10 protein-coding genes are annotated in these 13,217 nt (G+C 55.2%); 8 read left to right on the top strand and 2 right to left on the bottom strand.

Going from position 1 to position 13,217, the window contains the following annotated elements; all coding sequences use genetic code 11:
- Window positions 1-32: 32 nt before the first annotated feature.
- Together ACFQI7_RS08275 and ACFQI7_RS08270 are read left to right on the top strand one after the other, a co-directional pair.
- The gene (locus ACFQI7_RS08275) at window positions 33-890 is read left to right on the top strand and encodes an AraC family transcriptional regulator (protein WP_218098810.1); all 858 of its coding nucleotides are present in this window, start codon (window positions 33-35) and stop codon (window positions 888-890) included.
- Between the two features lie 78 nt (window positions 891-968).
- Window positions 969-3,314 carry a polysaccharide lyase 8 family protein gene (locus ACFQI7_RS08270; RefSeq protein WP_218098809.1) on the top strand — a complete coding sequence of 782 codons (2,346 nt, stop codon included), beginning with the start codon at window positions 969-971 and terminating at the stop codon, window positions 3,312-3,314.
- 303 nt (window positions 3,315-3,617) lie between these two features.
- On the opposite strand, the gene ACFQI7_RS08265 is transcribed toward ACFQI7_RS08270, so the two are convergent.
- Complete coding sequence (locus ACFQI7_RS08265; RefSeq protein ID WP_218098808.1) at window positions 3,618-3,806, bottom strand: hypothetical protein; 189 nt, start codon at window positions 3,804-3,806, stop codon at window positions 3,618-3,620.
- 97 nt (window positions 3,807-3,903) lie between these two features.
- Here ACFQI7_RS08265 and ACFQI7_RS08260 point away from each other — a divergent pair, with 97 nt between their 5' ends.
- Entirely contained in the window at window positions 3,904-6,558 is a 2,655-nt protein-coding gene (locus tag ACFQI7_RS08260) for an OmpL47-type beta-barrel domain-containing protein (RefSeq protein ID WP_218098807.1), read from the top strand.
- Between the two features lie 18 nt (window positions 6,559-6,576).
- Window positions 6,577-6,735, top strand: coding sequence for a hypothetical protein (locus ACFQI7_RS08255; RefSeq protein ID WP_218098806.1), 159 nt, complete (start codon window positions 6,577-6,579; stop codon window positions 6,733-6,735).
- Between the two features lie 148 nt (window positions 6,736-6,883).
- Here the strand turns inward: ACFQI7_RS08255 and ACFQI7_RS08250 are convergent, their stop codons facing one another.
- Window positions 6,884-8,602, bottom strand: coding sequence for an ABC transporter ATP-binding protein (locus ACFQI7_RS08250; RefSeq protein ID WP_218098805.1), 1,719 nt, complete (start codon window positions 8,600-8,602; stop codon window positions 6,884-6,886).
- A gap of 665 nt (window positions 8,603-9,267) precedes the next feature.
- Between ACFQI7_RS08250 and ACFQI7_RS08245 the strand changes: the two genes are divergently transcribed.
- The 4 genes from ACFQI7_RS08245 to ACFQI7_RS08230 are packed head-to-tail and all read left to right on the top strand — an operon-like array spanning window position 9,268 to window position 13,210.
- On the top strand, window positions 9,268-10,239 hold the full coding sequence (locus ACFQI7_RS08245) for an iron-hydroxamate ABC transporter substrate-binding protein (RefSeq protein WP_230414904.1): 972 nt from the start codon (window positions 9,268-9,270) through the stop codon (window positions 10,237-10,239).
- A gap of 21 nt (window positions 10,240-10,260) precedes the next feature.
- The gene (locus ACFQI7_RS08240; RefSeq protein WP_218098804.1) at window positions 10,261-11,304 is read left to right on the top strand and encodes a FecCD family ABC transporter permease; all 1,044 of its coding nucleotides are present in this window, start codon (window positions 10,261-10,263) and stop codon (window positions 11,302-11,304) included.
- 2 nt (window positions 11,305-11,306) lie between these two features.
- Window positions 11,307-12,335, top strand: coding sequence for a FecCD family ABC transporter permease (locus tag ACFQI7_RS08235; RefSeq protein WP_218098803.1), 1,029 nt, complete (start codon window positions 11,307-11,309; stop codon window positions 12,333-12,335).
- A gap of 23 nt (window positions 12,336-12,358) precedes the next feature.
- The gene (locus ACFQI7_RS08230) at window positions 12,359-13,210 is read left to right on the top strand and encodes an ABC transporter ATP-binding protein (RefSeq protein WP_218098802.1); all 852 of its coding nucleotides are present in this window, start codon (window positions 12,359-12,361) and stop codon (window positions 13,208-13,210) included.
- Window positions 13,211-13,217 lie beyond the last annotated feature (7 nt).

Genomic DNA, 13,217 nt, shown 5'->3' with positions numbered 1-13,217 from the left:
AATATGCATTCTGCGGATCGGGGGGTGGAGCGGTGAAGAAGAAGGAGCCTATAAGACTGCTGAATGACCGCTACGTCGGATCAACCTTCCCGCTGCAAATGTATTCGCAGGTGATCGATTCGCATTTTGATGTGCATTGGCATGAATTTTACGAGCTTTGCTATATCTTAAAAGGAAACGGTACGAATGTGATTAACGGTTTGCCGGTATCGCTGCGGGAGGGCAGCTTGTTTTTGCTGACCCCGGCCGATTTTCACGAAATTTATTCGGTTGGTCACGTACCCATGGAGCTGTACAATATCGTGTTTTCCGAGGAACTGTTGACCGGCGAGCTGCGATCCCTTTTATTTGCCGGTCAAACCGCTTATTCCGTGCAGTTCGACAAGGAGAACGACGTATCGGTTGTGCAGGAGTTTCGACGGATCGAGGCGGAAATGGGCGTTCGCACGACCGGTTATCCCATTGTGGTGAAAGGGTCGCTTGAGCGGATACTGGTGGAAATGTTCCGCAAATCGAGCGCTGCCCCGAAAGAACGGGAGCGCGATATAACGCAGCATGCCGCGTCTATTCGCAGAGCGCTTATTTATATGCAGCATCATTTTCGCGAGGAGCTTAAGCTGGAGGACGCTGCGCGGGAAGCCCAGATGGCGCCCAATTATTTTAGCGCGTGCTTCAAAAAAACGGCGGGCATTTCATTCCAGCATTATTTGCAAGAGCTGCGCATTTCGTTTGCCAGCTCCTTACTGCGCGCGTCGGTATTGCCCGTGACCGAAATTTGTTTTGCATCGGGGTTCCAGACGCTGACGCATTTTGAGCGGGTTTTCAAGCAAAAGCACAGCAAATCGCCCAAGGCATACAGGCAATCGTTTGAAGAAGCTTTAACCCAATAAGGCAAGGTGCCGGCCGCACACAAAAAAACATCGCTAGAGCAAGACGACAGCCTGACTGCCGGCAGAAAAGGAGTTGCTATGGAACCGTTGCGGTCCAGATGGGCGTTGTTGCTAACCGGCGGCGGGGGTACGGATCCCGGCGATCCGGATGTGGCAAGCCGGATCATGCAGTTGACCGATCAAGCGCGGGACTGCTGGGAAAGCATGGATACGGGGAAGAACCGAACGTATCTTTGGAGCGACGCGGCAAGCGTCACGGATTCAGGAGCACTGACGACGAATTACAACAGGCTGTATCAAATGGCAATCGCTTTCAAGACGGCGGGGTCTTCTTTGGAAGGCAGCGCGCTATTGGAACGGGACATTAAGGAAGGGCTCGACTGGATGCTCGCGAACCGGTATAACCGGAGCGTTCAGACTTACAGCAACTGGTGGCATTGGGAGATCGGGGCGCCGCTGGCTTTAACCGACACGGTACTGCTGATGCATGAACACTTGTCCAAGCGGCAAATCGCCGCTTACATGGACGCGGTCGACCGGTTCGCGCCCGACCCGGCGCTGTATCTCGTTTCCCGCTGGCCTGCCAAAGTATCCACCGGGGCGAATCGGGTATGGATCTGCAAAGTGATTGCGATCCGGTCAATTTTGCTGGATGACGAGCCGATGCTTCTCCAAGTTCGCGATGCCTTAAGTCCGCTCTTCGAATATGTAACCGAAGGGGACGGATTTTATACGGATGGCTCATTCATTCAGCATGATTCCCACCCGTATACGGGAGGTTACGGCAAATCGCTGCTGTCTGAGTTGGTACCGCTATTGCACCTGCTCGAAGGCACTGCGTACGAAGTGAGAGACCCGAACAAGCAGAGGATTTACGATTGGGTGTACGATGCGTTCGAGCCAATGATGTTTCGCGGGTCGCTTCTGGATATGGTGAGCGGACGCGAAGTTTCGCGGGATGGAACGCAAAACCACGAGTCGGGACTTACCGTCATCGGCGCGGTGCTCGCGTTGTCCGCCTTTGCGCCGCAGCCGCATGCGGACACACTGAAGGGAATGGCGAAGGCTTGGATGATGGCCGATACCGCCAAGCCGTTCAAGCGCCACGCCTCGCTTTACTTGATCGGACTTGCGTCGGAGCTGCTGCGTGACGAGCGCATCGCGCCGCAGGAAGAGCGGGCGGAGTACAACATGCTCGCCAATATGGCCAGAGCGGTTCATCGCCGTCCGGGATTTGCTTTCGGCATCAGCATGTATTCAAAGCGGGTGTCGACGTACGAATCGATCAACGGGGAGCATTTGCACGGCTGGTATACTGCTCATGGGCATACTTCGCTGTATGACGGCGACCTCGTGCAATATTCGGACGGTTACTGGCCGACCGTTGATCTATACAGGTTGGCAGGCACCACGGTGACGAACAAGCGCAGGGAAGACGGGTTCGGCCATCGCTTCCTCAGCAGCGAAAGCTGGACGGGAGGCGTGGAGCTGCTCGGCCGTTACGGCACGGCGGGCATGATGCTTGAAGATTATCCGGCGGATGGCGGGTGTGCGCCGCTGCGTGCGCGAAAATCCTGGTTTTTGTTTGACGACGAAGTGGTGGCGCTCGGCACGGATATATCGACGGAGGAGCCGGTGCAGGTCGAGACGATTGTGGAAAACCGCAAGCTGGAGGCGGAGGGCGCGAACCGTTTCGTTGTAAACGGCCGGCTGATGCCGGGCTCCTTGGGCTGGTCAGGCGAGCTGGAAGCCGAGTGGATGCACCTGGAGGGCAACGCGCCCGGAGCCGGAATCGGGTATTATTTCCCGGAAGCGGCAGCGCTTCAGGCGAGGCGTGAACGGAGGACCGGCCGCTGGAGCGACATTGGCGGCGGGCCGCGTACCGAGCTTGCAAGACATTACTTAACGCTTTGGCTGAACCATGGTTTCGCCCCGAGCCAGGCGCGTTACGCTTACGTGCTGCTGCCCGGCAAAAGCGCGGCGGAGACGGAAAGCTATGCGCGCCGTCCGCAAGTGAAGATCGTCGAGCAAAGCTCGGCGGTTCACGCAGTCTCCCACGGGCCGTCTGGAATCGTCGGAGCGAACTTTTGGACGGACGGCACGGCGACAGCCGGCTGCATCACTTGCACGGGGAAAGCCGCCGTCATGCTGAAGGCGGATGCCCTTACGATCGACATCGCCGTAAGCGATCCAACGCATGAGAACGATGGCGCGATTGTGCTGGACGTCGGCTTGGAAGCGCGAGACGTCATCGAAGCCGACCCTCGCATCGAAACGATTCAGCTACGTCCGACCGTCAAGCTGAAGTTTCACGCCAAAGATGCCCGCGGCGGCACGGCGTCTATCCGGCTCCGTAGGGCAGATACGTCAACAAGCGATATGGGTGAAACGGCGAATGGAAGGATGGAACAATCATTGCAATGAATAAAGGCGATGCGTCCCTGGGGCGGCGGCATGCTCTTCGATGGAAGGAGGGCTGCTGCGGACAGGGGACTGCATCGCCTTTGATTAAAACTTGACTTAATCTTAATGATACATTATGTATACATGTATTGTGCTATTAATACAATATTGATACAATTCGTTTCGTGTTTCCTGTTTATCAAAAAAGTTTACAAAGGTAGGGGGTGTTACTAACGACTTCCGGATTGCTGAATGGTAAATGGTCATAGTAATGAACAACCATTTGTACTCGTAGACAATTCGATAAACAATTGCCAGACTCAATCAGTCGTAGGCCCGGATTATGATTACAAGCTTGTAATACGGAACGGATGTCGGAAACAAATATTTGATCAGCAGCCGCGATGACGCGATCTCCTGTCTGCGGTCCGTGATGACGAAGCGAAGGATCGTCAGGCTGGGGGTGAACGTCAAGGCACGAAGCAAGGAGTGGGCAGCGAGTGAAGGCAGCAATTATGCGATCTTGGGAGGAACATTTGTGAGTCGGTACAGGCAAATAACCGGAAAATGTATTTCGGTCGGTTTAGTATTTTTAATGAGTTTATTTTCATTGTTTCCATTCGTTGCGTTGGCGGAACCGGAAAAGCCGCAACCCAAAGAAACGCCATTTCCGCCTATTCATAATTCCATTGCGGCTCTGGCACTTCCGAACGGCCAGATTGCAAACGAGCATATCCAGGCTCTCATCGGCTCGAGCGGAAGGTTTAATATGGGGATCAAGGATTTGTCGGCGGCAGATCGTTGGTACAATATTATTTACAATTGGCCTTCAGCGCCCAATACGTCGTTTACTACCGTAAAGGTGGATGGGGCAGACCGGGTTTTCGGCCAGGACGGCGCTTTTACATCGGCACCGCATAATGTGGATGATTCGACGAACGAAGCGATATGGAAATTTGGCGATATCTCCGTAAAACAGGCGCTGCAAACGGGGATCAACCCGGCGACCGGAATCCCCGACGCGGTCAAAATTCGCTATACGATGACCAATACCGGCACGCAAAATCACAACGTCGGATTGCGCATGATGATCGATACGATGGTGAACGGCAACGACTCGGCGCCTTTCCGGGTACCGGCGGCAAGCGGCGGCATCGAATCGGTGAATACGGAAAAAAATTATTTGAACGATCAAGTACCTGCCTTCTGGCAAGCGTTCAACAATTTTAACAACCCGGACATTAGCAGCCAATACACGATGAGGGGCAATGGGGCCACCCCACCCGACCGGTTTACGATTGCGAACTGGAACTCCATTCAGGCGACGCAATGGGATTACACGATCACACCGAACCGCCAGACTGGCGATAGCGCTGTCGGCATGTGGTGGAACCCGGAAACGTTGGCGCCGGGAGAAACGAAGACGATTACGACGTACTACGGGAGACCGGGTGTAGGCGGCAATCAGACACTCGTACTGAGCGGCCGGCAGCGTCTGTCGTATCCGGAATGGTCTGCTTCTCCGCTCAATTTGATCGCTTACCTGAATAACAATCTGGGAAGTACCCTGAATAATGTCACGGTTAAGCTAGTTCCCAGCTCCGGGTTAACGCTTGTGGACGGCGATGCGGTTCACACGGTCGGCAACCTTGCGGTAGGCGCGAATGCTCAAACGACCTGGAGAGTGAAGCCTACTGCGGAAGGGATACATCAACTGACGGTGAACGCGTATCGGGACGGTGCGGCAGACCCGTTTGCCACGGCCACTTACCAAATTGAAGCGTTAGCGCCGGTCGTTCCTCCTAATGTTTCGCTGGGTGGAGACCGCGGCAATCAAAATGACGGTACGCCGATCGCCGGAAGAACGTCTCCGTTAACCGTCAACGCATCCTTCAACAATCCGCAAGCGTCCAGCGTTACGCTCGTTGCGATCGATGCGACCGGCGACCGCTATCAGGCGGAAATGCATACGACGAACGGCATCGATTGGACGCTGACGTTTACCCCAAGCCAGGTGGGGCTGTGGGAAACGCCTTTGACGATTGAAATTACGCCGCATTATCCCGATCGTCCTGATGTAACGCAGCATTTCGAAATCGTCTTGATCGATCCGAGCGGCATCGTATACAATGCGGAGCGCGGAGATCAAACAGTTTGGCCGCTGCCGGGAGCGACCGTCGTTCTGCAATACAACGATCCGGAGCTTGGCGCATGGGTGAACATGAGCGAGGAAGCGTATCCCGGCCGATTGGATCCGATCACGAATCCGCAGACGACGGGGCAAGACGGGCGCTATGCGTGGGATGTAGCGGCCGGACAATATCGTGTCCTTGTCAGCCGCCCCGGATTCCAGTCCGCTACGAGCCGCGTAGTTACTGTACCGCCGCCGGTAACGGATCTGCACGTCGGATTGACGCCTACCGACAGAGTGGCGCCAACCCTTCAAGTGAACGGCGTGACCGAGGGAGCGACATACACGGCACCGGTTACGGTTCAATACAGCGCATCGGACAATGAAGCGGGCGTCCGCAGCGTAACTTACCGTCTGGATGCCGGAGCACAGCAAAGCGCAGGCACAAGCGGTTCTTTCCCTGTAAGCGCGCCGGGAGCTCATACCGTCGACTTCCTGGTTGTCGATCATGCCGGCAATGAACTCGCGAAGCAAGTCAAGTTCACGATTGCCGAGCCGCCGGATACGGTAGCGCCTGTTTCCACGTTGACGGCCAATCCTGCCGCACCGAACGGCACAAACGGCTGGTATACCAGCAATATTACCGTGACGTTCAGTGCAGTTGACAATGTGTCCGGTTCGGGCGTGGACAAAATACAATATCGCATGAACGGCGGGACGTGGAACGATTATACCGTTCCTGTGGTCCTGACGGCGGACGGCAGCTACAACGTTGAATATTTCAGTAAAGACCATGCCGGCAACAGCGAAGCCGTTAAATCCGTTACCTTAAAGCTGGATAAAACCGCACCGGTGACAAGATACAATCTGGCTCCGCTGAGCTCCGTCAGCCCGTCGGGCAAAACGTATATTTCCGGATTCAAGGTGACGCTGACGCCAAGCGATAACGCGTCTACCGTAACGGGAACCGTGTACCGCATTAACGGATCGGCGTGGAGCCCGTATACGGGAGCATTCGATATTCAGGCGGCAACGACGCAAACCGTGGAATATTACAGCACCGACGGCGCCGGGAATAAAGAAAAGTTCAATCTGATGGATTTTATCCGAGGCATCTTTACAGGAAATCAGTAGAAGGGAGAATGAACGGCTATGGAGCAAAAGAAGAAGACGTATACGTCACCGAAAATCATCACGCACGAACCAATCCTGTTTGAAACGGCTTTAAGCGGTGCCAGCTGCCCCGGCGGACATTGGGAGTTCCAGATGTCGGATACCGGATTCTGGAAAAGAGTATGCGTTAAAGACTGATGATTTGGTAAAAAAACGGCTACCATAAACGACCGCTCAGCCGAGCAAATGTTTGATGTTCATCGGCTGGGCGGTTTTTTGCATGCAGACACGAGGAAGGCTGTCCTTTGTTAGCCATGATGGCTATGTAAGGACAGTCCTGCTGTTCTTAATAGGATCCGAATTGGGCTTGGTGCAGGCGGGAATAAGCGCCTCCCGCGGTCACAAGCTCCGTATGCGTGCCGTCTTCGACGACGCCCTGCTCGGTGACGACGATAATGCGGTCCGCATGCTTAATCGTAGCGAGCCTGTGGGCGATAATGAGCGTAGTGCGTCCTTTCGAAAGCTCGGCGAGCGACTGCTGAATCGCCAGTTCGGTTTCCGTATCGAGCGCCGATGTGGCTTCGTCCAGGATCAGGATCGGAGGATTTTTTAAGAACATGCGGGCGATAGCCAGACGCTGTTTCTGCCCGCCGGACAGCTTGACGCCTCGTTCTCCGATGACCGTATCCAGTCCTTCCGGCTGCGATTGAATGAATTGGTCCAGCATTGCCCGGTGCGCGGCTTCCCAAATGTCCACTTCCGATGCTTCCAGCTTGCCGTAGGCGATGTTCTCGCGGATGGTGCCCCCAAACAAGAATACGTCCTGCTGGACGATGCCGATCTGTCGGCGCAGCGAGGAAAGCTTCATATCGCGAATGTCGATGCCGTCAATCGTAATCCGGCCTGACTGCACTTCGTAGAAGCGCGGAAGCAGGGAACAAAGCGTCGTCTTGCCGGCGCCGGATGGTCCGACAAAGGCAATCGTTTCTCCTGCGCGAATGGAAAGATCGATCCGGTTCAGCACATTCGGCTGATCGCCGTATCCGAAGGACACGGCGCTGTAGCGAATTTCTCCACGCAGCGTACCGGCGTCGACCGCGTCCGGAGCATCGGTTATATCCGGCGCCAGATCGAGCAGCTCCGTATAGCGCTTGAAGCCGGCCGCGCCTTTCGGGTAGCTCTCGATGACGGTGTTGATTTTCTGAATCGGCCCGAGGAATACGTTGGTCAGCAGGACGAATCCGATAAATTCCCCGTACGACATGTTTTCATTCAGCACGAACCACGTTCCGCAAATAAGCACGAACAGCGTGACGAGCCGCATCAGCATATAGCTGACGGACGTATTCCACGCCATGATTTTGTAAGCGAGCAGCTTCGTCAAGCGGAACCGTCCGTTATTGACCGCAAACAACGATTTTTCATGCTCCTCGTTCGCGAAAGCCTGAACAACGCGGATACCGCCCACATTGTCTTCCACCCGCGCATTGAAATCGGCGATATCCGAGAACATGCGGCGGAATGCTTGCGACATACGGCTATTGAAGAATGCGGCAAAAAAGATCAGGAAAGGCACAACCGCGAACGTAATCAGCGCCAGCTTCCAATTGATCCCGAGCATGAGTGCGAAGGCGCCGACCAGCGTCATGCAGGCGATGAACAAATCTTCGGGACCGTGGTGCGCCACTTCCCCGATCTCCATCAAATCGCTCGTCATTCGGGAGAGGAGGTGGCCTGTTTTCTGATTATCGAAGAAACGGAACGACAGCTTCTGCACATGGTCGAACAGCTTCTTGCGCATGTCCGTTTCGATGTTAATGCCGAGCATATGCCCCCAGTAGGTCACGACAAAATTCAGGAAGGTATTCATTGCATAAATCGCCAGCAATCCTGCGCACGCCCACAGGATGAACGTCCAGTTGCGGCTGGGCAGCAGATCGTCCACAACCCGATTGACGGCAAGAGGAAATCCGAGCTCCAGCAGCGCGGCGATCACGGCGCAGGAGAAGTCGAGCAGGAACAGTCCTTTGTACGGCTTATAATAACTGAAAAATCGGCGAAGCAAGGATCATCACATCCTTATTGGCAGCGTTTATAGAGTATCCGATCTATATAAACCATCTATGATTCCATATTTTGGACAGCTCGTCAATTGTAAATTACGGCCTGGCGGGTGGGAAGCGCTCCATTCGATGGGTTTTTCCGAGAGCGTCACTTTGTCCGCTTTGACGGTGCGCAGCTGCTTCCAAAACTCGTTTTTCTCAAGCTCGTTGAACGATGCCTTCTTGCATTTAAATGATAATGATTTTCATTATCGATTATTATAGTCGGCTTCCGCGCTTTTTGTCTACCCAAAAAACACCATTTGGGGAGAAACGGCGGGTGCCTCGGTTGACAGCACTCGGATACGTAAAGACGAAATGCGCAAACAACACGGACCCGATCATCTTGCATCTACGGCGATAATCGTACCCGGACTCCGGACATCGACACAGTTGCCGATAACGGTACCGGATATGAGACATTAGCACATGCCAAGCCCACGAAATAAACTCCGGGCTTCGGCGTTACAGCGCAAACCCGAACGTAGCCTCCGGACATGATCACATCTGTAGACGCCGGATCCGAGCACAGGCCGCTTGACATATACTGGCCAACGTGCTAGGTTTTTTATTGATTATGATAATCATTATCAATTACACTTAATTCATACCCAAGATGGAGGAGCCTATGCTGCCGTTTCAAAAACGCTCGACCTTTTGCATCGCATTATGCATTGCGTGCATGCTTTGCATTCTTGCTGCTTGCAGCTCGAATCAAGCGACGAGCGAAGTCAAGAAAAATGAGGTCATTACATATGAAGGGGCGAAAGGGCCTATTCAGCTTCCGGCGAATCCGCAGCGAGTCGTCGTAGCGGTTCAAGACTATGTAGGTGACGTGCTGGCTTTGGGCATAAAACCGGTGGGTGCTGCAGGATGGGTGTTTCAGACGCCTTATCATCAAAGCTTGTTAAACGGCACCGAAACCGTCGGAGACACGTCGGGTATCTCTTACGAGAAAATTTTGAGCCTTACTCCCGACGTCATTATTACGTATCAGGAAGATGCGTATGAGAAGCTGTCGCAAATCGCCCCCACCGTCCTGATCCCGTACGGCAAATATAACTACCGGGATCGGTTGCTCGAAATCGGCAAAGCTTTGAACAAGCAAAATGAGGCGAATCAATGGCTTAACCGGTTCGATCAGAAGATGCAGGAGAAGAAGAAGCAGTTATTGCAAAGCGTGAAGCCGGATGCGAAAGTCGCCATCGTCGAGATTACCCCGAAGGAATTGTTCATTTACGGGAAATCGTACGGCAGGGGAGGCGACATTATTTATAACGGGCTCGGCCTGCGCGCTCCGGCCAAAGTGGAGCAGGACGCTTTTCCGCAAGGCTGGGCCAAAATCTCGCTGGAGGCGATACCCGACTATCTCGGGCAAGCCGATCAGCTGTTCCTCGGCGTACGCGATGCGGCAGTCGGGGGAGCCGACGCTGAAGCCGAGAAGCGCAAAGCGGAGGTAACCTCTCTCGCGGTATGGAACAATTTGCCCGCCGTGAAGGCGGGGCGCGTGCATGAGTACAGCGTACAGTCGTTTTATTTTAACGACCCGATCGCGCTGGATAATCAGTTGGATTTCATAGTGAACCGTCTGACGAAATAAGATGGAAGAGGGAGAACGGCAATGAACACAACTACCGAAGCGTCTTCATCGCATCGTTCCGAACTGCGAACCCGACCCATTGTCGCCGTCATTATCCTGATCGGGGGGCTTGCGGCGCTTGCACTGGGGCTGGCGGCTTCCATATCGGTCGGAGCGGCGGATATTCGTCTTCAGACGGTATGGGAGGCGCTGTACCGCTTTAACCCGGATCTGACGCAGCACCAGATTATTTGGGAGCTTCGCCTGCCCCGGGCGTTGGCGGGAGCGATGGTTGGCGTCGGCTTCGCCGTGTCCGGCGCGATCATGCAGGGGATGACGCGCAATCCGCTGGCCGACCCGGGGCTGCTTGGCATCAATGCCGGAGCCGGGTTTGTGCTGGCCTTGTGCTTTGCTTTTTTTCCACAGCTGCCGTTTTCCCGGCTGATCCTGTTCTCGTTTCTCGGGGCGGCGATCGGCACGGGTCTCGTTTACGGCATCGGATCGGTAGCCAAAGGCGGGCTTACCCCGGTGCGGCTTGCGCTCGCAGGCGCTGCGGTCAGCGCGCTGCTGGTCGCTTTAAGTGAAGGCGTTGCGATTTATTTTAAAATTTCGCAGGATCTTGCTTTCTGGTATGCGGGAGGCGTATCCGGCACCAAATGGATGCAAGTCAACATTATGTGGCCGTGGATCGCGATAGGCGTTATCGGCGCATTGCTGCTTTCCCGCTCGATCACGGTATTAAGCTTGGGCGATGAGATCGCCGCCGGTCTCGGTCAAAGAACGGGCATCGTGAAGCTGGCCGGGGCGCTGTTGACGCTCATTATGGCCGGCGCATCCGTCTCGGCCGTCGGTTCCATCGGATTCATCGGCCTGGTGATCCCTCACGTGTCCCGCGCGCTTGTCGGCGTCGACTACCGCTGGATCATTCCGTGCTCGGCCGTGCTGGGCGGGCTGCTGATGGTGCTCGCCGATATGGGGGCGCGCATGATTCACCCGCCGTTCGAGACGCCGATCGGCGCCTTGATCGCATTGATCGGCGTGCCGTTCTTCTTATACCTGGCGCGCAGGGAAAGGAGGGGATTGTAGCGATGCAGCCGCTCCAAGACCTGCACAAAGCACGTGCCATTCGGGCCTATGCGGTACTATCCGCGTTCGTCGTGTTGATTTTGGCCGTATTTGTGGTCAGTATGAATACGGGGTTCACCCGGTTGTCTCCGTTGGAGGTGTTCTCCACTTTATTCGGCGGAGGAACCGATAAGCAGAAGCTTATATTGTTCGAGTTCCGGCTGCCGAGAATCGTGATATCCGTTCTCGTCGGTTGCGGTCTTGCGCTATCCGGCGCAATATTACAAGGATTGTCGCGCAATCCGCTCGCCGACCCGGGGATACTCGGCATTAATTCCGGAGCGGGCCTTGCCGTCGTACTGTTTATTTCATTTTACCCGGTGAAAACGGCGGCTCCCGCATTTATGCTGCCGGTGCTTGCGCTTGTCGGCGCGGGACTGATCGCTGCTCTTATTTATGCGCTCTCGTATAAAAGAGGGATCGGCATTTCTCCGACCCGTCTTATCCTGGTCGGCATCGCCGTAGCAGCGGGGATCGGTGCGGCAATGATCGTCCTGACGATCAGGCTTGAACCCCAAAACTATCAATTCGTTGCCATATGGCTGGCCGGAAGCATCTGGGGCACCAATTGGAAGTTCGTTCTGGCGCTGCTGCCGTGGATAATCGTTCTCATCCCTTACGTAATCTATAAAGCAAATGTGCTCAATGTGCTCAATTTGGGCGATCAAGCCGCCGCCGGCTTGGGGGTTCGGCTGGAGCGCGAGCGCCTGACGCTGCTCGCTTCCGCGGTCGCGCTGGCCGCCTCCTGCGTCGCCGTCGGCGGAGGCATCGGCTTCGTCGGTTTGATCGGCCCGCATCTGGCCAGACAGCTGATCGGCCCGAAGCATCAATTTCTGCTCCCGGCTTCCGCGCTGGCCGGGGGGCTGCTGCTGATCATCGCCGATACGATTGGCCGCACGATGCTTCAGCCGAGCGAAATCCCGACCGGCATTGTCGTAGCGGTGATCGGGGCGCCGTATTTCTTATACCTGCTCGCCAAATCCAAAGCGTAATGCAAATAAAGGAGGAACGAACGATGATCCGTTTGTATACACAGCAGCTGGACGTCGCTTACGAAGACCGTGTGATCGTCAAAGGATTGAACTTGTCGATACCTACCGGCAAAATTACGGCGCTGGTCGGCTCCAACGGCTCGGGCAAATCGACGATTCTCAAATCGATGGCGCGCATCATGAAGCCGAAGGGCGGCCAAGTGCTGCTGGACGGCAAATCGATTCATCAGCAAACGACCAAGGAGGTCGCCCGGCAGCTTGCGATTTTGCCGCAAAATCCTACCGCTCCGGACGGGTTGACGGTCAGCGAGCTCGTCTCTTACGGCCGATTCCCGCATCAGAAAGGATTCGGCTCCTTGACCAAAGAAGATAAAGATGTGATCCATTGGGCCGTAGAGATGACGGGCATGTCCGAATTTGCCGATCGCCCGGTCGATCAGTTGTCCGGGGGACAACGGCAGCGGGCGTGGATTGCGATGGCTTTGGCGCAGCAGACGGACATCTTGTTTCTTGACGAACCGACGACGTTTCTCGATATGGCCCATCAGCTTGAAGTGCTGAAGCTGCTGCAGAAGCTGAACCGGGAAGAGAACCGAACGATCATTATGGTTGTGCACGACCTGAATCATGCAACCCGTTATGCCCAACACATGGTAGCGATTCAGAAGGGCCAAGTGGTAAGCGAAGGCGCACCGGAGCAGGTAGTAACGAAAGAGGTCCTTCGTCAAGTGTTCGGCATCGAAGTGGACATCGTTCCCGACCCGCGGACCGGGGTTCCGCTGTGCTTACCGTTCGAGCTGGTAGGGGCGGCTGCAGCCGATCTTGCTTCGAACGACAATACAGCCGTTGAAAAGGAAGTGGCGGTCGTGCGGTAGACGGGCG

This window comes from Paenibacillus allorhizosphaerae (assembly GCF_042659105.1).
Classification (GTDB): domain Bacteria; phylum Bacillota; class Bacilli; order Paenibacillales; family NBRC-103111; genus Paenibacillus_G; species Paenibacillus_G allorhizosphaerae.
The sequence above is the reverse complement of the archived record's forward strand: the minus strand, read 5'-3'. Positions and strand labels throughout refer to the sequence as shown.

What these genes read in the sequence shown, in the direction of transcription:
- ACFQI7_RS08235 (WP_218098803.1), top strand. Translation starts at nt 11,307, where the DNA reads ATGCAGCCGCTCCAAGACCTGCACAAAGCACGTGCCATTCGGGCCTAT.
- ACFQI7_RS08255 (WP_218098806.1), top strand. Translation starts at nt 6,577, where the DNA reads ATGGAGCAAAAGAAGAAGACGTATACGTCACCGAAAATCATCACGCAC.
- ACFQI7_RS08230 (WP_218098802.1), top strand. Translation starts at nt 12,359, where the DNA reads ATGATCCGTTTGTATACACAGCAGCTGGACGTCGCTTACGAAGACCGT.
- ACFQI7_RS08240 (WP_218098804.1), top strand. Translation starts at nt 10,261, where the DNA reads ATGAACACAACTACCGAAGCGTCTTCATCGCATCGTTCCGAACTGCGA.
- ACFQI7_RS08270 (WP_218098809.1), top strand. Translation starts at nt 969, where the DNA reads ATGGAACCGTTGCGGTCCAGATGGGCGTTGTTGCTAACCGGCGGCGGG.
- ACFQI7_RS08245 (WP_230414904.1), top strand. Translation starts at nt 9,268, where the DNA reads ATGCTGCCGTTTCAAAAACGCTCGACCTTTTGCATCGCATTATGCATT.